Source organism: Cytobacillus gottheilii, assembly GCF_900166665.1.
In the GTDB taxonomy this organism is placed as follows: Bacteria; Bacillota; Bacilli; order Bacillales; family Cytobacillaceae; genus Cytobacillus; species Cytobacillus gottheilii_A.
In genome coordinates this window covers 2,085,176-2,110,388 of record NZ_LT800494.1, presented here as the reverse complement: position 1 = coordinate 2,110,388, position 25,213 = coordinate 2,085,176, and the positions used below count along the sequence as shown (strand labels likewise).

Sequence of the window (25,213 nt, the reverse complement as noted above, 5' to 3'; positions counted from 1 at the left end):
TTTATTCCTATAGATTACCAAATAATTATGTCAATACAGCAATTATTTTTGTCATAAATCGTCCATATTAAGCTTAATGACCTTAAACAGAAAGCAGGTTAGCCCAACCATGGACAATATTGAACAGATTGTTGCAAAGAAGAAAAAAGGGAACAACCAGCAAGAAGATAAGAATAATCAAAAATGGGCTATCTTATCCATTTCATCTATTCCGTTAGTTATGACACTTGGGAATTCTATGCTCATACCCGTTTTACCTGAGATGGAAAAAAAATTAAATATTTCCTCTTTCCAAGTTAGTATGATTATAACAGTTTATTCAATCGTAGCAATTTTTTTAATTCCACTTGCAGGCTTATTATCTGATCACATTGGCAGAAAAAGAGTTATTATTCCCAGCCTTTTTATAGCTGGAATTGGAGGCATTATATCGGGCTGGGCATCATGGAAAATGAATGATCCTTATATGATTATCCTTTTAGGAAGAGCACTGCAAGGGGTAGGTGCAGCAGGAGCTGCGCCTATTGTAATGCCGCTTGTCGGCGATATGTACAAAAATGATGATGAAATCAGCAGCTCTTTAGGAATTATTGAAACAGCAAACACGTTTGGCAAAGTACTAAGCCCCATTCTGGGAGCATTGTTAGCTGGATTTATATGGTTTCTTCCATTTTTTTCATTTCCAGTGTTTTGCGGGATTTCAATCCTACTTATGTTTTTTCTAGTAAAAACACCTAAGAAAAAAGAAAAACCCTTGCCTTTAAGAAAGTTTTTCAAAAAGATCAAGCAAATTTTTAAGGATAACGGCAAATGGTTATACGCCATTTTTCTAATTGGTGCAATTTTAATGTTCGTTCTGTTTGGTGTTCTCTTTTATTTATCTGATGTTCTGGAAAATACGTATGATATTAAAAATCTGAAAAAAGGGTTTCTGCTCGCTGTTCCTCTTGGCGCATTATGTTTAGCATCCTTTATTACTGGAAAAAAGATCAAAGAGAATAAGATTTTGATGAAGTGGATTATTTTCATAGGCTGTTCTTTATCTGCAGCATCAGTTGTTCTGCTTAGTTTTTCTGAAAATCTAATCTATATGATTTGCATGTTTTTGCTTTGTGGAATTGGAATTGGAGTTGCTCTTCCGTGTCTCGATGCTCTAATTACAGAGGGAATTGAAAAAGAGGAAAGAGGTACGATTTCGTCCGTGTACAGTTCGATGCGTTTTATAGGAGTTGCAGGGGGACCTCCTGCCATTGCATTGCTGCTAAAGTATGGTGAAAACTGGTTATTCTACTTGCTATGCGCACTTTCCGTTCTGGCAGCTTTGGCAACATTAATGGCGATCAAACCAGAGAAGGAAGCTGCCTAATCCAAGAACTGCTGAATTCCTAATAAATTGCCGTGACTTTGTATGAGTGATATGATATCCTTTAACTAAGAAAACTGTAATGCTTAATAAAAACAGCTGTGAATGTTGCAGCATTCACAGCCATTTACAATAGTCCGTTTCCATCGGGGATCGGCCCAAATCACGTAGACCTCACCCTTCATTTTCAGCTCAAGGGAGGTCTATTTTTTATCTTTAAAACTTAAGACAGCAATGATCAAGCTTGCAAAGGAAATCATAATCATCATTCCTTCATATACTGTCAAAGGCATCACCCCCTCTCGGAACGGGGTTAGCCGACCACCCTATATAGAAACTTTCTACTGCTATTTCATTATACCATAAACTCGTCCTAAAAATCGAACGCATGTTCTAAATATTGAAATTGAGTCCTCATTCCTATATCTATATAAAAGGCGCCTCCAGCTTTTATAAAGCCGGAAGCGCCTTTTCGGTATCTAAAATGAACTTTACATTATTTTACTGGTTTTTTCAGAAGTCCTATTAATAGAGCAGATACAATTGCTCCAGCTACAATTCCAATCAGGTAAACAAACCATGGACCTTCAACCAATGGAATAACAAATACTCCGCCATGCGGTGCTCTTAGACCAATATTGGCCATCATCGACACAGCACCGGCAATAGCTGAACCAACCATCATAGAAGGAATTACACGGAGCGGATCGGCTGCTGCATATGGAATGGCACCTTCAGTAATGAAGGAAGCACCCATAATGTAGTTGACTTTTCCTGCTTCTCTCTCTTGTTTCGTAAATTTGTTTTTAAAGAAAGTAGTTGCTAAAGCAATTGCTAACGGCGGAACCATTCCTGCTGCCATTACAGCTGCCATTGGTCCAAACACATCACTTGCAAGAAGACCTGTTCCAAATACATATGCGGATTTATTGACTGGCCCTCCCATATCAAAAGCCATCATTAATCCTAAAACTGCACCAAGCAAAACAGCATTTCCTGTTCCTAAACCTGTTAACCAGCCTGTAATGGCATCATCTAGAGCAGCTATTGGTTTATTAACCACATAAAGCATAATGAATCCAGTTAATCCAATACCAAGTAAAGGATATAATAAAATTGTTTTAATTCCCTCTAATGCTGCAGGCAATCCTGAAAGAACCTTTTTCAAGCCTACAACTAAATATCCAGCCAAGAACCCGGCAATAATACCGCCAAGGAAACCTGCTCCTCCAGTTGCAGCAAGCATACCGCCAACAGCACCAGCTGCAAAACCTGGACGATCAGCAATGCTCATTGCAATGAAGGCTGCCAAAATGGGAATAATAAGACCAAATGCACTGCCACCGCCGATTGTATTTAATGCTTCAGCAATAGGGTGATATGATGGGTCATCAGGATTTGAAGCATTATAACCAAACATAAAGGAAATCGCAATCAAAATACCTCCACCGACAACAAATGGCAGCATGTTTGATACACCATTCATTAAATGCTTGTAAATCCCCGCTTTTTGTTCTTTTTGCCCTTCACCTGACTTTGAATGACTATCCGCACTATAAACAGGCACATCCTGATTTAATGCCTTTTCAATTAACTCCTTAGGCTTGCGAATTCCATCAGCAACTGGCGTTTGCAGGACATGCTTGCCTCCAAAACGAGCCATTTCTACTTTTGTGTCAGCTGCAACAATAACTGCAGTTGCTTTCTCAATTTCTTCAGCCGTTAAAACGTTCTTCGCTCCGCCAGAACCGTTTGTTTCAACTTTAATCTGTACACCCATTTCAGCAGCTTTTGCTTTAAGAGAATCTGCCGCCATATAAGTGTGTGCAATTCCAGTTGGACAAGCAGTAACAGCAACAATATATTGTTCGGTTTCATTAATCGCTTCTTGGGCAGGTTCTTCTTCATCTTCCTGGTCATATGAATTGATAATATCAATGACATCTTGCTCTACTTTAACATTTTGCAGTTTTTGTCGTGCTTCGTCATTCATCAGAATGGAAGATAGACGTGACAATGCTTCTAAATGTGTATTGTTTGCACCCTCAGGAGCAGCAATCATAAAGAAAAGAAACGCTGGCTGTCCGTCCAATGATTGATAATCAACACCATTTTCAGACTTACCGAAAGCAATGGCAGGAGTTTTAACTGCAGAGGTTTTAGCATGCGGAATCGCAATTCCCTCTCCAATTCCTGTTGTACTTTGCTCTTCTCTTTTATGAATAGCTTTCTTAAATTCATCTCGGTCATTTAATTTGCCTGCTGAATCTAATTTATTGACTAATGCTTCAATTGCTTCAGCTTTTTCGCTGCCATTAATCGAAAGCAAAATGGTCTCCTTTGTCAGCAATTCTGTAATTTTCATCTTAGTTCGCTCCATTTCCTTTTCTTATATTCACTTCTCCTAAGAGCTGCTGAATTTTATCCTCGGTCGCAAGCCCAATAGAAAATGCAGTTGCACTGCCGCTTGCAACACTATACTGGAAGGCTTTTTCCATGTCTTGTGTCTTTTCATATTGAGCCAAAAAGCCAGCTACCATTGAATCGCCAGCACCAACTGAGCTCTGCACCTCTCCTTTTGGAACATTGGAGATATAGATTTTATCTTTACTAATTAAAATGGCACCGTCTCCCGCCATTGAAACGATCACATGCTGAGCACCCATCTCCTGCAGCTGCTTTCCATAATGAATAGCTTCTTCAGCAGAAGTAACGACCGTCTCAAAAAGCTGACCAAGTTCGTGATGGTTTGGCTTAATAAGGAATGGACGGTATGGAAGCACCTTTCGTAATAACTCACCTTCTGCATCAACCACAAAAGCAGTGCCGTTATCTGCTAGTATTTTCACAATTTCTTCATAAATCGAAGCAGGCATGCTAGCTGGTATGCTCCCTGCTATTACAAGTAAATCCTTTTCCGTTAAACTAGAAATTCTGCTTTTTAACTGTTCCATTTCTTCTGCTGTTATATTTGGACCCTTTCCGTTCAATTCTGTTTCTTCAGCAGCCTTAATCTTTACGTTAATCCTTGTATCATCGTTAACGTGTACAAATTCTGTATTTATTTGTTCATCCTGTAAATATGCCTCGATATAATTGCCAGTAAATCCACCGACATAGCCAAGAGCAACACTTGAAACTCCCATTCTTTTTAAAAGACGGGAAACGTTGATCCCTTTGCCGCCTGGCAGCTTCGTTCCCTCTTCAACTCGATTCAGATGACCTACATTAAATTGATTAAGAGTTGTAATATAGTCTACAGAAGGGTTTAGCGTTAACGTATATATCATGCTGTCACAACCTTTACCATGGTTTTACTCTTTATTTCGCTTAAACTTTCTTCGTCGTTTTCATTTGTAATAATTACAGCTTCGTGTAAATCTCCTATTTTAGCGAACCCTATTTCAAACAACTTAGAATCATCGGCCAGCACATAGGCTTCTCGAGATAACCCAATAGCATGTTGTTTAATTAATGCCTCTTCCTGATCGGGTGTAGTAAAGCCAAATTCTGGATGAATCCCATTAACGCCCATAAAGCATTTATCAAAACGATATTGCTTCAAGCTTTCAAGTGCTCCTCGGCCAATAACTGCATTTGTTTTCGGTTTAGCATAACCACCAATTATATAAGTGGTTATATTTCGTTCTAATAATAGGTTTACGTGCGTCAATCCATTTGTCACTACAACAATATTATGAACGGGGAGAAAGGGGATTATTTCAGCCACCGTAGAACCAGCATCCAAATAAATCGAATCTCCTTCTTCAACTAACTCTGCTGCATGTTTAGCGATCCATTTTTTTTCTTGAAGGTTTTTGGCTGATTTTTCAATCATACTTGGCTCCTGAAGCTTGCCTTGTAGTCTTGATGCTCCACCATGAACTCGTTTTAAGTATTTTCCTCTTTCCAAGAGAGTTAAATCACGTCTGATTGTTGATTCAGAACTATCTGTAGCCTCTACAATCTCTTGTATTTTAACTGTTGACTGCTGTTTTAATAGTTTTAATATAAGCTGATGCCTGTCTGGCGTGAGCATTATAAAGTTCTCCTTTTTGTTCATGCATTATCATAATCTTATTTTACTGAAACCGATTGCAGAAATCAATCATTTTCTATCAAAAATACTCATATTTTGACCGTTTTTGAATGAAAATATGATTGGCTATTATTTTGGAATTATCTCAAAATAATAGTTTGAACTATTTTGAGAATTATGATAAAATCAAAAATAACAATATATAGTTTTCATTTTGAGAAAAAATACTATATGTTGTTTTATCTTTGTTTTTTTCTGATGAATCCATAGTCTCTTTTTTTGTCCGTCTCCTAAGGAAACGGATCTTTTTATGTTTCTTTATTCTTTGTCTTCTAGGCTGAAAATATTGCTTTAAACTTAATGCAAATTAAGGTTTTTATAAAACACACGAATACTCCATGTCCTCGTTTCGGTATTTAAAACAGGCACGTCCACCTGCGCTGCAGGTCCTCACTTTCCGCGTGGAGGAAGCTGAATCTCCTAGGCACCCCTGAATTTCTCGCAGGAGTCACTGTCTTCTGCTCCATTTTACTCATGATTAAAGGTATCCTTTATAAATAAACATTGAAAAACCGAATGATTAGAAAGATGAGCTTCCTAACCATTCGGTTCTATTAACGTTTAATCCTTATGTCCCGGCTTCTTTTCCTTTTTTAGTTTCACTAAGGTTTTAATAATAAATTAATATATACCCAAAAATATTCCATCTATTATTTCAGTGCTTAAATTGTACTGAACAGAACTTGTCTGCCCGTTTTTTTGATGAGTATTGATCTTTAATAAACCGCTATAAACCCCTAATCCGACGGTCTCATAAGATAATAACACTCTCTTCCCTACAATTGCACTTACATGTATAGCGGTTTTCTCACCTGGCTTTAGAATCGCCGTTTTTGTATTGCTTACTGCAAATCTCGGCAGTATCCAATTTTTCATGCTGTTTACACTATTCGGCAGTGAAAGATCTGCCATTTCCAAGGAAACATTCAGTTCTTCAGTTGATTTATTTTTAATTTGTAATATATCCGTATATTCGTAAGTTAAATCACCGCTTAATAATACAACGGAAACCAATGCCGGTCTCGCCAGCTTGCCAAGATCGAAGGCAAAGGTTTGATTCACCTTTTTTCCATTTACCGTTTCCTCAATGTTGGACAATTCTTTCCCTACAAACTGCCCATCCACATTTTTAGCTGCACCTAAAGTTGCTTTAAAATAGAATAGGCCCCCTGAAGATGTACTTATCTTCATATCTGTTCTTTTGGCATCCTCATAATAAGAATACACATTCAGACAGAAAAGAAATAAAATGGCTACTGTCGTTAAGAAAATTTTAAACTTCAGCTTCATTTGGAATCATTTTTTCTTTTTTCATTAGGGAAAGCCCTAAAGCAACACTAATTAGGATTAGACTGCCGATGATTAAATAATTAAATTGCTGAATCCAGAAAAATATAATGCCTAGAATAGGAATGTGTGTGACATATACCCCGTCAATGTCCTTGACTGTAAGCTCATTACTGTCAGTAATTGGATTGGCATCACCTTGTGTAACAAAATGATTTTCACTTTCTTCAACGATTCGATGCACAACAGGTGTATATTTTCCTTCCACTCGAAATTGAACAATATCATATTTCTCTGGTTTAATGTTTTTCGTCTGCAAGACGACAAGTGACCATTTTGGGATCGCCGGCTCCATGCTTTCATGAATAACGATAGTTGAACGATATCCCAGCAAATAACTCCCAGCTACACAAACGAGAAGGAAAACGGCAAGAATAGCAGCAAGATATGTTTTGCTTTTTACCTTAATCATTTCGTTTCACTCCTTCAATAGAAGCAGCTGTAAATATCAGCTGAAAATTTTGCGCTTTGTTTTCAAATTCATTATCTGCTTCTACCGGCAATTGAATTTTCACTTTTACCGTTGTTAATCCAGAAGCCAGCACATTTCCGACCATTTCTTTTTCTAGTTTACTAATTGGCATTGCCGGTCCATCATTTATCGTAATTTGGAGTCCCTTTGTCTCATCAGACCATAATACAGACTGATCTGTTCCTGCAGAAGAAACATCCAATGAGAAATCTACACTACCAGTGTTATTTACTGTAAAAGTTCTTTCAATATAATCACCAGGAACGAAATTGTTTACAGTGAAAGGACTTGTGACACTCTCTCCATCTCCTAGCGCTAAAGCTAAATTCCCTGTATTAATTTGATCTCCTGCATTAGCTGTATTTGCTGTGAAATAAGCTGTTGATTGAGAAACAGATTGAACTAATATAAATGCAATGACAGTCATGCTAGAAAAAATCAGCAAGCTTAGTTTTTTTGTTTTATTCATTTTGAACATGATACATTTCTCCTTCAAATTTGATCGTCGCCTGATAAGCAATTGTTTTATATAGTACATTTGTCATAATCACTACTACTGTTTCAATTATGAAGAAAAATTGTAAAAAAAAGTATAGCCGGTATTTCCTAATCTTTCTTGTCTGGTATAGGAACTGCTTCCCTACTCTTTTTATAAAATGCTAGATTTAGAGTCATATTTGCTCAAATTTATTCTTCATCGACCCAGCGACAGCACAGGAGGCAGCGCTTTCACTTTTCTCTGTTCCTATATAGGAACCTTGATGGAAAAAGCCTGTTTTCCTATTATTTTTCAGAAAAAAAAGCTAATGTATGTTGGGAATTAACACACATTAGCTTTTCTCATTGTTTAAACTAGAATTTAATACAAGAGCAATCGCCTGGGCTCTTTCTGTTACACCAAGCTTATTAAATAAATTGGTAATATGATTCTTTACTGTATGCTCACTTATATAAAGGTTCTTAGCAATTTCTTTATTGCTGCTTGCATGCAGAATCCCTTGGAAAATATCTTTCTCTCTTGCTGTTAACCCATACTGCTTCACAATATCTTCAATAAGAGTTCGATTCTGAACCTTTTCGGTCTCTGCTCCTAACTGAAGCTCTGCTTCTAATACCCCTTGTTCCTCTAACAGCTCTTTAATGGACTCAATTTTACCTTCATTAAGGCCGACCTTATTGAGAAGATTCGTTTTTAATGCCATTTTCTGTGTATCATACTGAAGGGCTACGAACATAAATAGTAATTCCATTGCCGAATCCTCAGGCACTGCCTCCTGCTTCTCCATCTGTTTACACTGCTCAAGCAAGAACGCTTCTTTTGCTAAATACGGACTGCTCTTTAGAAATTCAGCTGAAAAAGAAGATAAACGTATCGCTCTTTTGATCAGTTCATGATCACCAGCCAGATGAGGATTGGAAGTTAAAACGGATGAAACATGCATTTCAAGTGTTTTTAGATGTTCATAAGTGCTCATGTTTTGTTCTTTCAAACTTTTGAATAACATATTTGAAAGTTCATCTGCTACATTTCCACTTTCACCTTTTTCACACATCTTTTCTATATGCATACTGGCAATAGTGACAAGTGTGGACATTAAGCCAAGACATTCCTCCATATCAGCAGAATGATGGCATGAAAGTGTAAGTGCACCATATAATTCATTATGAATGACAAGCGGAAAATCATATTGATAGATTTTACCCTGCTCTCGAACCGACACAATCGGTTTATTCGCTTTTTTAACGGAGGTAGTAAATAAAATCTTAGAGGATTCCTGTACATATTGTTTCTGTTTGTCTTTTGAATAACCCCTAGAAACAATTTTTACTTTTGTTCTCTGTACATCTTGTGCTATATACATTAAAGCAGAAATCGGTTTAGGAAATAAAGTGATACAGCTATCAACTAGAGCATACATAATCTTTTGCATATTTTCGGATGATTTAATAAACCCTGCAATCTCCACTAAGCCTGCCAAGCGCTGTTTTTGTTTCAAGTATGATTCACTCATAATAACTAGATTCATGCGCGAAGTAAGAATGGAAACAATCATATTGCGGATATAATTTTGTACAGCCACTAATTTACTTTTATTAAAATCAAGTGTAAAGATAATGCCCGTTGTATGCCCATATAATTGTATAGAATTGCACCAGAGATTTTCTGGGATTGGCATGTCTAAATCTATAAAAAGTGCACTCCTTGGATCACGTTCAATCGAACTCCAGTCTTTTGGTCCATCAGACACACTGGCAAGTCCTAAAAAACCTTCCCCGTGGCGAAAAGTAATGCCTTTTAAATGGCTGGCATAGTCACCAAATGCATATGTCACAATATAATCGTCATTGCTGCTTTTTTCTGCGTAACAAATTGTATCTAATACTTCTGTATGATCGTGAAAATCCTTTATCAGCTGTTCTAATGAAGGAATTTCTGGTGAACACCCCTGATCGATTATAGCTGTTAAATTATCCTTAATCCAGCCAATATTGAGCTGGATATTTAACATATACCGAACGTTTTGACTCAAGCTTGAAATGATGGACATTTTTTCATTCACTTCTGCTGGCGTCAATTCTTTTGACAAACTGATATTATAGGTCAGACTCTGCTTCAACTCTGAAGGCAGAGAACTTGACATAATATTATTCAATAAAGCATCTTTTGTATCTTCTTCAACAATAGGTCCAGCTAAAATAAAATACTTTTCTCCAGTTTGTGTATGAAGAGGAGATATGATGATTTTCACTTTGTCTATAGCAATATTATAAATAAATGTAAACTCTTCTGTAGCTGTTTTTTTTATAATATCTAAATAGAAGGTTTCAATACTGTCAAGTTCTCCGAACAGCGGCTTTAAGCTTTTGCCAAGCATAGTCGGAAGCAGTTTTTTTCCGTTTTCATCTATTATTAATATCGATAAACCGCTGATTTTTGCATATGCACCCAATAATTCATGTAGATTCTGCAGTACTTTCTGATCAATCATTTAATTATCACATCACTTTGTACATCAGGGATTCGATAACAATAAATCGCAGAGTCTCCTTCACCGAAAACATCTACAACATTTAAAACTGTCAGCTGATTTAAGACCAAAGCAATATCCTCCGGTCTTCTCCCAATTCGCATGCTAATACTGCTGACTGTTTCCATAGCATATTGATTTTCCTCGAAAAATAACATACATTCCATTTGAATTAAGAGATTACTTTTTTCATTGGTCACATTCTTATCCCCTTAAATTAATCGCAAAAATGGTTTTTCATCAATATTTTCAATAATATGGGGAGCCGACATTCTTCCAGTTGGTGATTTCGTCACTTGAAGCAGCTGATAATTCCCGTCCACCCATGTGCGAATGATGCCATTGCTGGCACGCTCAAAAACAGAGCCTGCTGCTTGGCTGATTTCAGCAAAATTAATATGAGCAAGCATCGTAATCCCATTTAATCTGCAGCGTAAAGCTTCTTCAGCGAAAAATCGCTGTGTAAAGGAAATTCCTAAAAGACTGATAAGAACATTTAAGTCATAATAAACAAACCAGTTGCCTCCGCTTGCTAAATTGGTCTGAATGATATCTGAAAACTTCTCTTGCAATTGTTTACGAAAACCCTCTTCTGAAAAATCCGTAATTTGAATAATTCCAGAATGATATTGCTTCGAATTTACTGGAATATCACGCTTAAATAAATCTACAAAATAGGCTTTTTGCTCTTTGATCAAGTCGTTAAGGCAAATTCCATATTCACTAAGAGCAAAAGAAATCGTATCGATTGTAGAGGTGTTAGTCATCATAGAAATGAGCTTATCACCAGCTTCCAATCGTTTGGCCAGCAAAGCTGTAACAATGTAACGGTAATTTGCTTTACTGTTTGTATCAATAGTAAAGGTCGTTCCTCTTTGTAAACCGCCTGATAAAATATCATCTAACGTTTGAATACCTGTAGAAATCGTATCAGATGAATTTTTAATAATTAATTTATCTTCAGCCATTGAGAGAGCTGGTATCACATGTATTCCATGATCTAAAAATTTAAAACGGTGTTCACCTTCTACAATCTTTGTGCCTCTCATCTTAAGAATTTCTAATTGTCTTGACCTATATTTATCCATAAACTTGCTTAGTGATAAATGGATAACACCGTCACTTAAGTAATTTTCAAATGAGTTTTGTTCCAGTGGATTTTGCAATCCTGCTATTTCATTGATGAGGAGTGTTGTTAAACCCCACTTTTTAAAAACATTTCTTAATAAATACACTTTATTTCTCGCTTCTGCTTCGGTGTTTAATACTCGATATAAACTGACACTATCCAGTACAATTCTCTTACAGTTGATTGTCTTAATGACATTTTCTAACAGTCCATTAGGCTTTGTAATATGATCAATAAGCACTTCTGGCTGTATACATATAACTCTAAGCAGGTTGTTTTTTTCCAGGTCTTTTAGATCCCAGCCGAAAGAAGCAGAATCACGATATAATTGTTCTGGCAATTCTTCAAATGTTATATAAATACCCGCCTCATTATACTTACGGGCACCTTCAATTAGAAATTGTAAACCCAATGTTGTTTTACCTGTACCAGGAGATCCTTGTATTAAAGATATAGATCCTGCCGGAAGACCTCCATAAAGGACCTCATCTAACCCCGTAATACCTGTTGCTACTTTGTCTTGTTCAGACATGCTACCCCATCACCTCTAAGTTAGTTTCCAATTTAATGGTCATGATCTTAAAAAATCATACCATAAATGTACTAACTATTCACCAAGAGATAAAAGGAAATTTCTTGGATAAAAAAAACCTTAAGAAAAGTAAACTCTTAAGGTTATAACAAATAATTATTCAACTATCTTGATTCGCTCTTCCAGCGGCTTAAATTCTTTTTCACCAGGAGCCATAGTTGGTTTTCCAAATGGCATTTGGGCAATTAGCTTCCAAGATGACGGAATTGACCATTCCTGCTGAATCGACTCATCAATTAATGGATTATAATGCTGCAGCGACGCACCAAAACCAACTTCTGTTAATGCAGTCCAAATCACAAACTGATGCATAGCGGATGTATGTTCAGACCAAACAGGGAAATTGTCTGCATATAATGCAAAATCCTTCTGAAGTCCTTTTACTACTTCTTGATCTTCATAAAATAACACCGTGCCATATCCGGATTTAAACGAATTGATCTTTTCCTCTGTCGGCGAAAAGTTTTCAGCGGGAACAACCTTTCTTAAAGCATCCTTTGTTAATTCCCAAACCTTATCATGCTTCTCTCCCAGCAATAAGACAATTCGCGTGCTTTGCGAGTTAAAAGATGATGGAGTATGGAGCACTGCTTCATTTATGATTTCTTTTACTACATCATCTGAAGCAACATGTTCCTTACTGATGCCATAAATGGAGCGGCGTTTTTTAATAGCATTTAAGAAAGCTGAACTCAAGATAATTCCTCCCAATTTTTAATTTAGATCAGATACATAGTTATTATTAACCTTTTAACAAGCAGATTAGACATAAGATGTAATATTCTTGAATTTAAGCATTTCTATAGTGTCAAAAGTAACTCTCTAATCAAACAAATTCAGAAAGGTGTAACAGAAAAACGGCATTTTAAAACATATAATAGAACTATAAACAATCCTTTTTGAAAGGCGGTATATAACAATGAACACCCTTACAAATAGTTATGTGGATTTTTTTCAAAAGTCGATCATCCCGCTTCCGTCTGCAGATATCGAAAATAGCACTATCTCCTATAGTCACTGGCTAATCGCCATAGAAGGTCACTTAGAGAAAAAGAGAAAATACAGCTGGCGAGTTGCGGTTTATCCATCTAGTGAAGTAGGAAGCTTTAATTGGAACGAACTTGTTTACCAGTCAGAAAGCTTTGATTCATTCAATGCAGCGTGTGCACATGCACGAGAAACAGAAGCGGAGTATAAAAAAGCAATTTAACACTCCAACAATCCTTCATCCACTCCACCTAGCTTTACCTTCTTTTTTTCACAAACTTGTGAAATTCATCACATGGTTATACATGTTTGAAAACAACCCAAATCGTGAATATAATCTATAAATTACATTTAGGAGGTTATCTAATTGCTTGATATTAATTTAGAAGGAATTGTAAACACAGACGTTCATGCAAATGAGGAAAAAGCAGTAAACTTATCTATTGGCGGTGAAGACCTACTACAATTATTAAAAGACATTCATGGCGAAAAAGTAAGAATTACAATCGAAGAGTTAAAATAAAGGCACCCTCCTATAATGGAGAGGTGCTAAAGTCATTAATGGTATGAAATAAAATATAATCAAAGAAATGCTCATCCTCAGAAGCAATCGATTGTTCAAGTGCAACTGCATGTTTCCACATACTTTCTGCAACTCGCTGTTCACCAATTAACACTAAATAATCATAGGCAAACGCATAGACAGCCAATGATTCATATGAAACGAGGGGCTCTCCGCTGGTTCTATCATAACGGCCAAAAACTTTTTCTTTTTCCTCCCATTGTGAGAGCAGCCAATTATTGAATAAGGGAAGGTCCTGTCCACGTTTCACTTTGTTGGCTGCAATTAACAGCTGATCCACCATATGAACCTTATTGCTATATTGATAAGCTTGCTCGCCGTTATCGTAATACTCTGGGAAAAAAGGATTTTCATCATCTAATGCATTTAAAAGCAGTGTTTCTGTAGTATCCGTATCTGTGAAGGTTAAAAAAAAGTCATCTGTTAAATAGCTTAATGTTATCCTTTCTGCTGGTTCACCTGTAGTCCAATCTGAGAAGTCACGATAAATTCCATTTTTATACTGAAGGGTTAATAAAGAATTCTTTAGATCATCAGCTAATTTGTAATACTCTTCTTCATCAAATAATGATGAACCTTTGAAAAGTGCCTGAATTATCCTTACATCATCAATTAAGGCATTAGCGGCTGCTTGCTGATCAAGCGACCACCGTATATATATGCCCTTTTCATTTGATAACAAAAATCTTGTTTTTAGGACGTCTACTTGCTCACGAAACCCTGCATTATCTTTTGCCAGCAGTAAATAATTCATATATAATCCAAGACTTTCTGATAAATATTGCTGATCTTCTCCGGTTTGATAGGTAGAAATAAGAGAATCATTCATATAATGTTTTTTTACATGTTTTTGCACGGTAGCACCGTCCCCGCTTTTATTCCAAAAGTACAAAGCAAATAGTACAAACACGACACTAAGTATCATTAGACTATATTTTTTCATTACATCGCCTTCTGTTTAAAACGCTGTGTTTTATCCCATGAAACAGTTTGCCCTTTCATTCTGCTTTTAATATAAGTATACAAGCTTCTAATCAGCAAGATCACAAATAATTGTGCATAGGTAAAATACATAATAAACACGTAGATTACATTTCGAAGAGAAATATCATCATCTATGACAATAGCACTTAACAGCTGAGCACTGTACACAATATAGCTCATAAACCATAACATAAGTAGCGGTGCTGCAATATTCGGAATGTCAACACCCAATATACTAAGCAGGAAAAAGATATGTGAGAAAAGAAGCAGTCCAATAAATACAGCATATGTTAATAAATGCTGCAGAGAGAGAATAAATGTTCTTCCTTTCCAAAAGGAAAATTCCCTTAATGACTTTTCCAGCAAATAAATATTGCCAGTTAACCAGCGTGTTCTTTGCTTAATAAACACCTTTAGACTTTCAGGCTCTTGTTCCCATGTACAAGATGTCGGAACTACCGGCAGCAAATAACCAGCTGCAGTTAATCTGACCGTTAACTCTGCATCTTCTGCTAAAGCATAAACATCGTATCCGCCAAGTTCCTCAATCACTTCTCTTCTTAAAAGCATATTAGTGCCAGCTAACGATCCCAGCTTAAATAACGACCATCTTCCACATTGCATTAAAAGCTGAAACACCCGAAATTCCAGTGTAATCATTCTGGTTAACATATTGGTTTCTTTGTTTTGTGTCTTCACATAGCCAACAGCCCCTGCTGCACCCTTTGTTGTTTCAGCAGCTTCCACTAGTTTTGTGACAGCATCTGATTCCGGCTGATTGTCAGCATCATAAACAATAAAATAATCTGAAGTGGAGATTTTCAATCCATAGTTTAAAACACGTGACTTTCCTCTAGGCTCACCATCTGGAACAGGAATATAATGAATGTTTGCAAATGCCTCTGAAAACTCCTTGGCAATAACTCCGGTATCATCCTTGGAACCATCATCCAGCAAATAAACATCAAGTTTCCCGGGATAGTTAAGTTTTCCCATAGCACTTAAAGTATCACTAATAACGACTCCTTCATTATAAGCAGGGATAAATAAGGCTATACTTGGATATTTCTCGAGCGGTGCTGGATGCTTATACCGTACTCTGTACCATAAACCGCTTATTGTCACGGCTGAATAAAAAAGAAGCAGAATCCAAAAGAAAATCATAATCATCGTTAAGATACTTGTCATTTCTTTTCCTCCACTTCTTCTATGATTTGCTGAATGGATATGATCTCCAGACATTTATATTGATAAGGGGGTCGGATCTGATTAAAAACGGTATGTGATTTCGAATGAATCCTCTGTAACACTACTTCAACCCCATTCTCATTTGTATTCTGCACCAGAATGAGAATTCCTTTGTTTGTGGCAGTAACAAAATCGTATTCTTCACGAATAGAAGAGAATACAATTTGAGAGAGTTTATGCTTTAATGTAGCTAATGTGGTCTTTTTTTCATGGTTCAATTCCAAAACTAACAGCCAAAGCGATTCATTTCTTCTAGCTGCACCTTTTTGGACGATTTTTGACTGGTCAAGAAACTCGTGGGTTGTTAATAATTTTGTTGTCACATCGTATTTCTCAAGGGATTTTACTTTTTCGTACAACTGATTGCTTTCATTTACTGTCTTTTTTAAATAATGTACAAGAACCCAGTAAAGCAGTAAAAAAGCAGTTAATAACAAATGAATATACATAAGTTCAATCTGAATATTCTCTTGGTGAGCTGCTAAAAAAGCGTACCCTGTTAAAAAGGCACCGAATCCTAAAATGACTGAAATAATGATAGGGAATAAGTATTGAATGCTGGAGAAAGAAAGAAGCAGGATGGATGAAGCAATCAGAATTAATGCCAGTTTGTAGAATGGCAAATCTGTCAGGAAGATGACACCTAAAATACTAATCATAGCAACTATAACCATATTAATAAGAATGGATCTTTTCATTATGAATTAGCCTCCTTGGAAATAATATATAGATAAAAGGAAAGGTGGCCCATTAACATTGCAAGAATTAACACTTACCAAGTATTATAACAATGATTCCAAAGAAAAATAATAGTCCAACTTCTCCCATTCAATATTGAGAATGGTGAACACCTTTTTAAAGTAAAATCACAAAAAAAACCAAATGATTAGAAAGACTTACTTCCTAACCATTCAGTTCTGTGATTTTGGATAACACTTTTGTGCAGCCTATTATTTGTTTCCTTATTGTTTAGGCTTTATTTGAATGTTAATGAACATAGGTGAAAGAACTAAACTTCAACTATTTGTTCTATTGACTTTTCTTCCATACATTTTTGCAGTAATTCTTGTACTGCAAGTGCTTTGACAGGCTTACTGAACAAGTATCCCTGATATTCGTCACAGCCATCCTGTTTTAAAGATAACAGCTGTTCATTTGTTTCTACACCTTCAGCTATTACATTTAGATCAAGGCTATTAGCCATATTAATAATCGTTTTGACAATCGCTGCGTCTTTCCCGCTTTCGTTAACTGTACTAATAAATGAACGGTCAATTTTTAATGTATCAAGCGGAAAGGACTTTAAGTAGCTTAATGAAGAATATCCTGTACCGAAATCATCTAAAGATAATTTGATGCCCATATCTTTCAATTGATTCAAAACAGGAATCGCATAAACAGGGTCTTGTACAATAGTTTCTGTTAATTCAAGTTCCAAATATTGTGGATCAATTTTAGTATTTTCAATAATTTCCATTACAGTATCCACGAAAGAAGTCTGCTGGAATTGACGTGCTGAGATATTTATACTCATTCTTACTGGAGAATATCCCTGTATCTCCCATTCCTTCGCTTGTCTGCATGCTGTTTCAATTACCCAATTTCCAATCTGAATGATCAATCCCGTCTCTTCTGCGAGTGGAATAAATTCAGCAGGCGAAACGATGCCCATCTTGGGATGGTTCCAGCGGATGAGTGCTTCAACTCCCTTTATATGACCATTGTTTACCTTTATTTGCGGCTGATAATACAGTTCAAGCTCATTATTAATGAGGGCTTTACGTAACCCAACCTCAAGTCTCATTTTTTTAGCCATCAGTTCATTCATATCTGATGTAAAGAACTGAAAATTGTTTTTTCCAATTTCCTTTGCTCTGTACATCGCGGTATCCGCATTTTTCACAAGCAGATCAGCTTCTCCGCCATCCTCGGGGTACATACTGATGCCAATTGAAGCTGAGATAAACAGTTCGTTATCCTCAAAATGAAAGGGCATTAATAATTCATCTAAAATCTGCTGTGAAATTTTCGCTGCATGCTGATGATTTGTTTGCGGGAAGATTAATATATACTCATCTCCACCCTGCCTGGCAAGCATGTCCTTTTTCTCAATATATTTAGACATCCGCTTAGATACTTCAACGAGAAGCTGATCACCGACACTATGGCCGAGTGTATCATTAATATATTTAAAGCGATCCAAATCAATAAAAAGAACTGCCAATGACTGATGATTTACAGCTGCTTGCTCTATACTTAAGGATAGGTAATTATTCAAGAACCTTCTATTCGGTAAGTTTGTTAATGGATCACGATAAACAAGCTCCGTTATTTTCCTCTCATTCTCTTTCCGTTCGGATATATCCCGAATGATTCCACTGAAATACGTATTTTCTTCATTCGTCAATGTAGATAAAGTTAATTCAATAGAGAATACTTCTCCATTTTTTCGCATTCCTTCTAACTCAACCGACTTCCCTATAATTTGTTCTTTTCCAGAAGCAACATAATCCTTCAATCCTTTACTATGTGCTTTGTGATATTTAGCAGGAATGATTTTTTCTAAATTCTTACCAATAATCTCATCTTCTTTATAGAAGAATATAGCTTCCGCTGCATTGTTCCAAGCAATAATTGTTCCTTCACTGTCAGCTAAAACGATTGCATCATTCGCAGTCATAATAATCGATTGATACATATTATCTAAAAATTGAAGCTGATCAGCTTTTTGCTGAAATCTTCTATCTAGAAATGTACTTACTAAACTAATTGCGAGGAGTAGAAACATGCCAATTCCGATACTAAAGCCCATTACGGTTGTATTAATGGCAGCTGAAGTATGAGCGTGTGCGTGATGGTGGCCGATTCCCATAGACTGATATGACGCTGCAGCCATTCCAGTGAAATGCATGCCGGAAATGGCTGCACCCATAACTAAAGAACTTGCTATCTTTTTAAGATGAGTGTATTTTTGATTGGCATTCTTTTCAAAATAAAAGAATAAGTATAAAGCCGCTAATGAAGCAACAAAAGCAATAATAATTGATAAAACGAATAAAAATGGATCATAAATAATGGCAGCATCCATTACCATGGCTGCCATTCCTACATAATGCATGAGAGCAATCCCAGCTGAAATAAAAGCAGCACCAACAAAAATATACAATCCTCGATTTAAGCCTATGCTTACAATTGCAAAAGCAACAGCACATGCAATTACTGCCAAAACAATTGACAAAACCACAAGAAAGGTGTCGTACATAACAGGAATACTAAGATGGTGTGCCAACATGGCAATAAAGTGCATAGACCAAATACCAAATCCTAACGAAAAAGCACCAGCAGTAAGCCAAATATAACGAACAATGCCTGAAGATCTTCTTAGGCGGCTGACAATATTTAAAGATGCATATGAAGCAATAACAGCAATTAAAATAGAAATGAATACAAGTGTTATATTGTAATAGCTAGTAAGTTCCATGGAAAGTACCTAGCCTCTCTTAAAATTCTTATAGGTAATGTTTCCTATAAGTTATATTATAATAGTTAAAAATGAATTTAATCGTATTTAAAATATTTAATTTTTTATAAATAAATTTTTCATTTTAAATGAGGACGTCTTTTAAAAAAACATCCTAAATTTTCCTTTGTGGAGTATAAAAAAAGCCTCTCCACTTCTGGATAGGCTTTTCGCATGTATATAGACAACCACATGAGTTTGTGCCTTAGGACCCTCATGAAAATAAATCCCTGTGGGCCCAAACACAATGATCCGTTTAGACAGAGGTATTTTCCTTTGTGACTTCCCGATTTTCTTTCCAGATTTTATAGTGAGTAAACATTGTAAATAGCAAGAAAAAATTCATCGCCCAAATGGAGATCACAGGACTTAAGCCTCCAAATTGAATGGTTGAGGATCCTTTTAGGTACATAGCAATATATGATTCAATAACGATCAAAATAATTGCTCCGAAACTGGAAAATGCAACACGAATCATAATTTCTCACCCCATCACCTAATTTATAATAATTATAATTTAGTTTTATACGAAATACAATTATTATGTTCAAAAATTCGTAAAATTTTTCTCAGAAATAATGTTGACAAATTAATATACAATTAAATTAAATTGCATATCTTTCAGAAAATAACCAAAAAAGAGGCTCGGACAAAACGAAATTAGTATTTATAAAACACGAATGTTCATTTTCAAGGTTTACTTGTTTACACAAGCCCGTTTTACCTGCGCTCCAGACCCTCGCTTTCCATGGGGAGGAAGCTGAGCCTCCTCGGAGCAAAGCTACTGCGGGCTCTTACCTTTTCCTCTATTGCCATAGGAGTAGAGGGTCCTCCGCTCCATTTCACTCATGTTTAGAAATATTAAATGGTAAACAAATAAAAAACCGAATGGTTAGAAAGATTCACTTCCTAATCATTCGGTTCTATGGTTAAGTTAAATACTTATGTCCCAGCCTCATCTTCTCATTAAAGCTCATCAAAGCCGTTGTCGACTTGATTCACTTTTGTATATTGACGGGATTTTTGCTCAAAAAAGTCTGATTTGCCCTGGTCAACTTCTTCATAAGCTACGATCCATCGCAATGGATTTGTTCTAAAGCCTTCAAATGGTCGTTCAAATCCAAGCTGGTTGCTTCGTACATTGGCATAAAATTTAATATATGCTTCAAGATCGCTCAGGAGAACACCCTCTAATTTATTTCCGATTACTGTGCGAGCCCATTCAATTTCAAGCTCTGCTGCTTCTTTAAACGTTTCTTTAACAAACGCTTTTAGTTCTGGTGTATTCAATTCAGGATTTTCCGCCAGTATTTCTTTAAAGATCTTAACAAATAAATCCACATGAATTTGTTCATCACGATTAATATAGTTAATCATCGTGGATGTGGAAACCATTTTTTGATTTCTTGCCAGATAGTAGAAAAATGCAAATCCTGAATAGAAGAATAAACCTTCTAATACAACATCATAAACAATTGACTTTAATAGATTTTCTGCAGTTGGATCCTTTGCAAAATCTTTATATCCATTTGTCACAAATTCATTTCTCTTTACTAATGTTTCCTCGGTACGCCAGTATTCAAATACTTCGTCTTGCTTTTGTTTTGAAACAATACTCGAGAGAACATAAGAATAAGAGTGATTATGAATAACCTCTTGCTGTGCAAGAATAATCATTAATGCTGACAGACTTGAATCTGTTAGATAATCGGCAACCTTGCCTGCGTAATCTGTCTGGATACTATCAAGCAGCGCTAATAAACCAATGATTTTCAAGAAAGAATCTTGCTCGTCCTTCGTTAATTCAGGGAACTGCTTAATATCCTGAGACATGTTAATCTCGAATGGCGTCCAGAAGTTAGCCAGCATTTTTTTGTATTTAGGATAGGCCCAAGAATAGCGGACATCATCCCAGTTTAATATATTTGAAGTTGAGCCATTTATGATAGCTGTTGACCGGTTCGGTGCAGTTTCATCCATAATTTTTCTTTTATTAATAGTGGCCATGCGTATTTCCCCTTTCAAATCAGCTCGAACAAGATTCACAGTCTTCAATTTCAGATGATGTTGATCTTATATAATAAGTTGTTTTTAACTTTTCTTTCCAAGCTGTTGTATGAAGATCAAGAAGGTCTTTTGCTTTGATTGAGTTAGGTACATACAAGTTAAATGAAATCGCCTGATCAATATGCTTTTGACGCTGCGCATTTTGGAGGATACTCCATTTTTGATCCAATAAGTAGGCAGATTTGTAGTACCATGTAGTCTCACTGTTTAGGTCTGGAGCTGTTACAGGAATACGATAATCCTTTTTCTCTTCAGAATATTGCTTGTTGAAAATTGGATCGATGCTTGGTGTGCTTCCAGCGATCAGAGCTGTTGAAGCATTAGGTGCTACTGCCAGCAGGTAAGCATTTCTCATCCCATTTTTTTGAACAGATTCCATTAACCCTTGCCAATCTAAGCTGCTTTCTGAATTCAGATAGCCGCGTTTTTCAAAATATGCTCCAGTATCCCAGTCGGAGCCTTCGAATGCTGGGTAAGAATCTTTTTCAGCAGCAAGCTCCATTGAACTCTGAATGGTTAAATAGGCAATTTTTTCATATAGCTCATCGGCAAATTGTACTGCTTTTTCGCTTTCCCAAGAAATCTTGCTGATCGCAAGCAGATGATGCCAGCCAAATGTCCCTAAGCCAATTGCACGGTACTTTTGGTTTGTTAATTGTCCTTGTATAACAGGGATCGTATTAATATCAATAACATTATCAAGCATTCTAACTTGAATCTTAATGAGTCTCTCTAATGCAGAATCACTGACAGCACGTGCTAGATTGATAGAAGAAAGATTACATACAACAAAGTCACCAGGCGTTTTTTCAATTACAATTTTGCCGTCCTTTGTGTATTCCTCTATTCTTTTTGTAACACTTTGGTTTTGAACAATCTCTGTACAAAGATTTGTGCAATAGATCATTCCCTTATGTCCATTTGCATTTTTACGATTTACTTCATCACGATAGAACATAAATGGAGTTCCTGTTTCAAGCTGGCTTCTAAGAACAGATTTCATAATTTCAATTGCCGGTATTGTTTCACGGCTTAGCTGCTCATTATCAACACACTCTTGATACTTTTCTCTGAAAGAGCCTTCTCCATCTTTTTCATCGAAGTAATCCTCTAGCGAGAAGCCCATCACTCTTCTGACTTCATGAGGGTCAAATAAATGCCAGTCTCCACGACTCTCAACAGCTTCCATAAATAAATCCGGAATACAGATGCCAGTGAAAAGGTCATGTGTCCGTAAACGCTCGTCCCCATTGTTTAATTTTGCATCTAAGAAAGAGAAAATATCTTTGTGCCATACATCTAAATAAACACTGATCGCTCCCTGTCTTTGACCAAGCTGATCAACACTTACAGCTGTGTTATTTAATTGCTTCATCCATGGCAATACACCTGAAGAGGCCCCTTTAAACCCTTTAATGTCACTGCCTCTGCTGCGGATTTTCCCTAGGTAGACACCAATTCCTCCGCCATTCTTTGATAATGCAGCAATATCTGTGTTGCTGTCATAAATAGAATCTAAGCTGTCATCTACCGTTTCTATAAAGCAGCTTGAAAGCTGGCCCCACTTTTTACCAGCATTTGACATAGTCGGTGTTGCTACAGTCATATATAAATTACTTAACGCCCAATAAGCTTCTTTGACTAGTTCAACTCTTTGAGAAGGCTCTTCATTTTGCATCAGAATCATACTGATCACCATGAACCGCTCTTGAGGCAATTCATAAATGTTCTTCTTACGGTCTTTTGCTAAATATCGGTCAGCCAGCATCTTAATCCCTAGATAAGTGAATAACTGATCTTTATCTGGGTTAATAAAACGTCCAAGCTCATCGATTTCAGCTCGATCATATTTCTCTATTAGCTTACTTTCATATATATCTAATGAGACGAGTTTATGTAATAGATCATAAAAGCTGCCATATTTTTGATCTGCATGATAACCCCGATTCTCACCTGCATGACGGTATAATTGCTGTAGATACATATGTGCTGCCACATATGTCCAATTAGGTTCATCCATTGAAATAAAGGATAGACATTCAAGAATCAGCTGATCAAAAAAAGAATTTTCATTTAAGCTTTCTAATTGTGCAGCTTTCTTTTCTAAATATTCCATTTGCAGTTCAGGAAACATTTCCTGCAGTTCCTGAAAGTTAACAACTTCTGTTAAACTCGTCATTGATAATTCCTCCTTCAACATGAAAGAATCAGCGGAATGCTGTTCTTTTGGAAACACATTATGCACCTGATGCACATTATGTAAATGTCCTATTTCAGGTGTTTTTAAACAGTTGAGAATACGCTTAAACCCACCAACTTGAGCCAAGCAAAACGAAAATTAAAGGTTCATGCTGTATGATGCATCAATTTAACCAGAAATCAAAAGAAGATTTTATTGTCCTTTACAACACGGATCATCTCTTTTGGTCGTCGCCGATTATAATTTTCACAAAAAAAAACACTTCCCGAAGAAAGAAACTTTTGCTCGCGCAAGCAGTCTCTCTGGCTTGTGCATTTTTCACCTAGTTGCCCTTCATATCACATTGCCTATAGCAACTATATTTCGTATCAGTGGTTCACTATTTATATTGCAACTTCAGATAATAAGTGCAATAGTAAGCGTTCTAGCGAATTCTTTTTAAGTCCGGATGGTTGTGCAGATTATCTATATATAGTTTGCATCAACAGAACCAACACTAGATATTGTATGTAATTCTATCATATGCGAAAATATAATTCAATTTTTTTATTTTGCTAGAACACTCTATTTTTCCCATTACTCTCTTAGAAACACTTGGTCCAGCACGATTTTCCAGCAAAAAAAAATTTTTCTTCACACAAAAAAAATAATAGAACGTGTAATAAATACACGTTCTACGATTCTCTATAAAACATCATATCCTTGTTCACCAATTGTTACTTTGATCTTATCAAGTGTAACAGAATTCGGATTATATTCAACCTCAACCTTCCCGCCTTCAAGTTCAACCTTCACCTTTTCAACACCAGGAAGCTCGCCGACACTGTCCTCTACCGCTTTTACACAATGACCACAGGACATTCCGCTCACTTTTATAGTTATACACTCCATACGTGTTCCTCATTTCTTCATCAATTTTTGAACAGTTGTTAAAAATTCATCTAACACTTTGTCATCACCCTCTTGTATCCGCTCTACTATACAGCTTTTCAAATGACCTTCCAGCAGCAGTTTCGCAACACTGTTTAAAGCAGATTGTGTAGCAGATATTTGAGTGATGACATCATCACAATATGTATCTTTTTCAATGAGTCCTTTTATGCCCCGTATTTGACCTTCAATTCGATTTAACCGGGTAGTCAGGTTTTTCTTGACCTCTTCTGAATGATGGCTTTTACGCTCATTTTGATGATCACAAGCTGCATGATCCGCTGCATCCATGTTCATGGGCTAGCCCCCTCTTTTTAAGGGTATTATACTCTGGCAGCGTATTTAAAGGCAACATAGACACTGTGCTTAACTTACCTTGTTCAATTTTTGCTTAAATATACTCCGCTATTAACTTGGCTTTCGGCTGTTCTGCCTAAAAAGAAAAAGAGATGCCTATTGGCAACTCTCTACATCTCTCTAAGATCTGCAATCGCTACTTCTGTCCGCTCTTCTAAAGGCCCGCGCAAATGCACCGTTGCCATTTGCTTTTCTTCATTGATTCCATCAATCCAAACAGATGCACCATTATATTGAACCTGAATATCTGCACTTGATGATAAAATTTGTTTAACGCGATTTATTTCCACTTGGACACCCCTTTTC

General features: G+C 36.4%; 24 protein-coding genes. 3 read left to right on the top strand and 21 right to left on the bottom strand.

Annotated elements, in window-relative coordinates; all coding sequences use genetic code 11:
* Positions 1-109 precede the first annotated feature (109 nt).
* Positions 110-1,366 carry an MFS transporter gene (locus B7E07_RS10480; RefSeq protein ID WP_080845816.1) on the top strand — a complete coding sequence of 419 codons (1,257 nt, stop codon included), beginning with the start codon at positions 110-112 and terminating at the stop codon, positions 1,364-1,366.
* Between the two features lie 200 nt (positions 1,367-1,566).
* On the opposite strand, the gene B7E07_RS25255 is transcribed toward B7E07_RS10480, so the two are convergent.
* From B7E07_RS25255 to B7E07_RS10430, 11 genes are all read right to left on the bottom strand, one after another.
* Entirely contained in the window at positions 1,567-1,656 is a 90-nt protein-coding gene (locus B7E07_RS25255) for a putative holin-like toxin (RefSeq protein WP_367659892.1), read from the bottom strand.
* A 203-nt stretch (positions 1,657-1,859) separates the two neighbouring features.
* The gene (locus B7E07_RS10475; RefSeq protein WP_080845815.1) at positions 1,860-3,728 is read right to left on the bottom strand and encodes a PTS fructose transporter subunit IIABC; all 1,869 of its coding nucleotides are present in this window, start codon (positions 3,726-3,728) and stop codon (positions 1,860-1,862) included.
* Between the two features lies 1 nt (position 3,729).
* A complete protein-coding gene (gene pfkB / locus B7E07_RS10470; RefSeq protein WP_080845814.1) occupies positions 3,730-4,653 on the bottom strand; it encodes a 1-phosphofructokinase in 924 nt (307 codons plus the stop codon).
* Entirely contained in the window at positions 4,650-5,402 is a 753-nt protein-coding gene (locus tag B7E07_RS10465; protein WP_080845813.1) for a DeoR/GlpR family DNA-binding transcription regulator, read from the bottom strand. Before B7E07_RS10465 ends, pfkB begins: the two co-directional genes overlap by 4 nt.
* 681 nt (positions 5,403-6,083) lie before the next feature.
* Positions 6,084-6,752 (bottom strand): hypothetical protein, encoded by a 669-nt coding sequence (locus tag B7E07_RS10460; protein WP_080845812.1) that lies wholly within the window; start codon positions 6,750-6,752, stop codon positions 6,084-6,086.
* A complete protein-coding gene (locus B7E07_RS10455) occupies positions 6,736-7,221 on the bottom strand; it encodes a signal peptidase I (RefSeq protein ID WP_080845811.1) in 486 nt (161 codons plus the stop codon). Before B7E07_RS10455 ends, B7E07_RS10460 begins: the two co-directional genes overlap by 17 nt.
* Positions 7,214-7,759, bottom strand: coding sequence for a TasA family protein (locus B7E07_RS10450; protein ID WP_080845810.1), 546 nt, complete (start codon positions 7,757-7,759; stop codon positions 7,214-7,216). The genes B7E07_RS10455 and B7E07_RS10450 overlap by 8 nt, the downstream gene beginning before the upstream one ends.
* Before the next feature lie 352 nt (positions 7,760-8,111).
* A complete protein-coding gene (locus tag B7E07_RS23915) occupies positions 8,112-10,271 on the bottom strand; it encodes a response regulator transcription factor (protein ID WP_080845809.1) in 2,160 nt (719 codons plus the stop codon).
* The gene (locus tag B7E07_RS10440) at positions 10,268-10,510 is read right to left on the bottom strand and encodes a hypothetical protein (protein ID WP_080845808.1); all 243 of its coding nucleotides are present in this window, start codon (positions 10,508-10,510) and stop codon (positions 10,268-10,270) included. Before B7E07_RS10440 ends, B7E07_RS23915 begins: the two co-directional genes overlap by 4 nt.
* A 12-nt stretch (positions 10,511-10,522) precedes the next feature.
* Positions 10,523-11,971, bottom strand: a complete 1,449-nt coding sequence (locus tag B7E07_RS10435; RefSeq protein WP_080845807.1) for an ATPase domain-containing protein — start codon at positions 11,969-11,971, stop codon at positions 10,523-10,525.
* Positions 11,972-12,127: 156 nt separating this feature from the next.
* Positions 12,128-12,727, bottom strand: a complete 600-nt coding sequence (locus B7E07_RS10430; RefSeq protein WP_080845806.1) for a nitroreductase family protein — start codon at positions 12,725-12,727, stop codon at positions 12,128-12,130.
* A gap of 223 nt (positions 12,728-12,950) precedes the next feature.
* Here B7E07_RS10430 and B7E07_RS10425 point away from each other — a divergent pair, with 223 nt between their 5' ends.
* Positions 12,951-13,241 (top strand): hypothetical protein, encoded by a 291-nt coding sequence (locus B7E07_RS10425; RefSeq protein ID WP_080845805.1) that lies wholly within the window; start codon positions 12,951-12,953, stop codon positions 13,239-13,241.
* Between the two features lie 144 nt (positions 13,242-13,385).
* Positions 13,386-13,541, top strand: coding sequence for a hypothetical protein (locus B7E07_RS23710; RefSeq protein WP_176215173.1), 156 nt, complete (start codon positions 13,386-13,388; stop codon positions 13,539-13,541).
* A gap of 10 nt (positions 13,542-13,551) precedes the next feature.
* Here the strand turns inward: B7E07_RS23710 and B7E07_RS10420 are convergent, their stop codons facing one another.
* The 10 genes from B7E07_RS10420 to B7E07_RS10375 all read right to left on the bottom strand — a co-directional run bounded on the left by B7E07_RS10420 (position 13,552) and on the right by B7E07_RS10375 (position 25,197).
* Positions 13,552-14,544 (bottom strand): hypothetical protein, encoded by a 993-nt coding sequence (locus B7E07_RS10420; protein ID WP_080845804.1) that lies wholly within the window; start codon positions 14,542-14,544, stop codon positions 13,552-13,554.
* Positions 14,544-15,773, bottom strand: a complete 1,230-nt coding sequence (locus B7E07_RS10415) for a glycosyltransferase family 2 protein (RefSeq protein WP_080845803.1) — start codon at positions 15,771-15,773, stop codon at positions 14,544-14,546. Before B7E07_RS10415 ends, B7E07_RS10420 begins: the two co-directional genes overlap by 1 nt.
* Positions 15,770-16,531, bottom strand: coding sequence for a hypothetical protein (locus B7E07_RS10410; protein ID WP_080845802.1), 762 nt, complete (start codon positions 16,529-16,531; stop codon positions 15,770-15,772). Before B7E07_RS10410 ends, B7E07_RS10415 begins: the two co-directional genes overlap by 4 nt.
* 311 nt (positions 16,532-16,842) lie before the next feature.
* A complete protein-coding gene (locus tag B7E07_RS10405) occupies positions 16,843-19,314 on the bottom strand; it encodes a bifunctional diguanylate cyclase/phosphodiesterase (RefSeq protein WP_080845801.1) in 2,472 nt (823 codons plus the stop codon).
* Positions 19,315-19,609: 295 nt separating this feature from the next.
* Positions 19,610-19,831, bottom strand: a complete 222-nt coding sequence (locus B7E07_RS10400; RefSeq protein WP_080845800.1) for a hypothetical protein — start codon at positions 19,829-19,831, stop codon at positions 19,610-19,612.
* 488 nt (positions 19,832-20,319) lie between these two features.
* Positions 20,320-21,360 carry a ribonucleotide-diphosphate reductase subunit beta gene (locus B7E07_RS10395; protein WP_080845799.1) on the bottom strand — a complete coding sequence of 347 codons (1,041 nt, stop codon included), beginning with the start codon at positions 21,358-21,360 and terminating at the stop codon, positions 20,320-20,322.
* A 19-nt stretch (positions 21,361-21,379) separates the two neighbouring features.
* Complete coding sequence (locus tag B7E07_RS10390; RefSeq protein ID WP_139785615.1) at positions 21,380-23,599, bottom strand: ribonucleoside-diphosphate reductase subunit alpha; 2,220 nt, start codon at positions 23,597-23,599, stop codon at positions 21,380-21,382.
* Positions 23,600-24,304: 705 nt separating this feature from the next.
* Entirely contained in the window at positions 24,305-24,511 is a 207-nt protein-coding gene (gene copZ / locus B7E07_RS10385) for a copper chaperone CopZ (protein ID WP_080845798.1), read from the bottom strand.
* 9 nt (positions 24,512-24,520) lie between these two features.
* Positions 24,521-24,847: a metal-sensitive transcriptional regulator gene (locus B7E07_RS10380; protein ID WP_080845797.1), complete on the bottom strand. Its 327-nt coding sequence runs from the start codon at positions 24,845-24,847 to the stop codon at positions 24,521-24,523.
* Between the two features lie 170 nt (positions 24,848-25,017).
* Positions 25,018-25,197, bottom strand: a complete 180-nt coding sequence (locus tag B7E07_RS10375; protein WP_080845796.1) for an H-type small acid-soluble spore protein — start codon at positions 25,195-25,197, stop codon at positions 25,018-25,020.
* Positions 25,198-25,213: the final 16 nt, after the last annotated feature.

Excerpts from the sequence above, each read along its gene's own strand:
- B7E07_RS10480 (WP_080845816.1), top strand. The coding sequence starts at position 110 with ATGGACAATATTGAACAGATTGTTGCAAAGAAGAAAAAAGGGAACAAC.
- B7E07_RS25255 (WP_367659892.1), bottom strand. The coding sequence starts at position 1,656 with ATGCCTTTGACAGTATATGAAGGAATGATGATTATGATTTCCTTTGCA.
- B7E07_RS10475 (WP_080845815.1), bottom strand. The coding sequence starts at position 3,728 with ATGAAAATTACAGAATTGCTGACAAAGGAGACCATTTTGCTTTCGATT.
- pfkB (WP_080845814.1), bottom strand. The coding sequence starts at position 4,653 with ATGATATATACGTTAACGCTAAACCCTTCTGTAGACTATATTACAACT.
- B7E07_RS10465 (WP_080845813.1), bottom strand. The coding sequence starts at position 5,402 with ATGCTCACGCCAGACAGGCATCAGCTTATATTAAAACTATTAAAACAG.
- B7E07_RS10460 (WP_080845812.1), bottom strand. The coding sequence starts at position 6,752 with ATGAAGCTGAAGTTTAAAATTTTCTTAACGACAGTAGCCATTTTATTT.
- B7E07_RS10455 (WP_080845811.1), bottom strand. The coding sequence starts at position 7,221 with ATGATTAAGGTAAAAAGCAAAACATATCTTGCTGCTATTCTTGCCGTT.
- B7E07_RS10450 (WP_080845810.1), bottom strand. The coding sequence starts at position 7,759 with ATGTTCAAAATGAATAAAACAAAAAAACTAAGCTTGCTGATTTTTTCT.
- B7E07_RS23915 (WP_080845809.1), bottom strand. The coding sequence starts at position 10,271 with ATGATTGATCAGAAAGTACTGCAGAATCTACATGAATTATTGGGTGCA.
- B7E07_RS10435 (WP_080845807.1), bottom strand. The coding sequence starts at position 11,971 with ATGTCTGAACAAGACAAAGTAGCAACAGGTATTACGGGGTTAGATGAG.
- B7E07_RS10425 (WP_080845805.1), top strand. The coding sequence starts at position 12,951 with ATGAACACCCTTACAAATAGTTATGTGGATTTTTTTCAAAAGTCGATC.
- B7E07_RS10420 (WP_080845804.1), bottom strand. The coding sequence starts at position 14,544 with ATGAAAAAATATAGTCTAATGATACTTAGTGTCGTGTTTGTACTATTT.
- B7E07_RS10415 (WP_080845803.1), bottom strand. The coding sequence starts at position 15,773 with ATGACAAGTATCTTAACGATGATTATGATTTTCTTTTGGATTCTGCTT.
- B7E07_RS10410 (WP_080845802.1), bottom strand. The coding sequence starts at position 16,531 with ATGAAAAGATCCATTCTTATTAATATGGTTATAGTTGCTATGATTAGT.
- B7E07_RS10405 (WP_080845801.1), bottom strand. The coding sequence starts at position 19,314 with ATGGAACTTACTAGCTATTACAATATAACACTTGTATTCATTTCTATT.
- B7E07_RS10400 (WP_080845800.1), bottom strand. The coding sequence starts at position 19,831 with ATGATTCGTGTTGCATTTTCCAGTTTCGGAGCAATTATTTTGATCGTT.
- B7E07_RS10395 (WP_080845799.1), bottom strand. The coding sequence starts at position 21,360 with ATGGCCACTATTAATAAAAGAAAAATTATGGATGAAACTGCACCGAAC.
- B7E07_RS10390 (WP_139785615.1), bottom strand. The coding sequence starts at position 23,599 with ATGACGAGTTTAACAGAAGTTGTTAACTTTCAGGAACTGCAGGAAATG.
- copZ (WP_080845798.1), bottom strand. The coding sequence starts at position 24,511 with ATGGAGTGTATAACTATAAAAGTGAGCGGAATGTCCTGTGGTCATTGT.
- B7E07_RS10380 (WP_080845797.1), bottom strand. The coding sequence starts at position 24,847 with ATGAACATGGATGCAGCGGATCATGCAGCTTGTGATCATCAAAATGAG.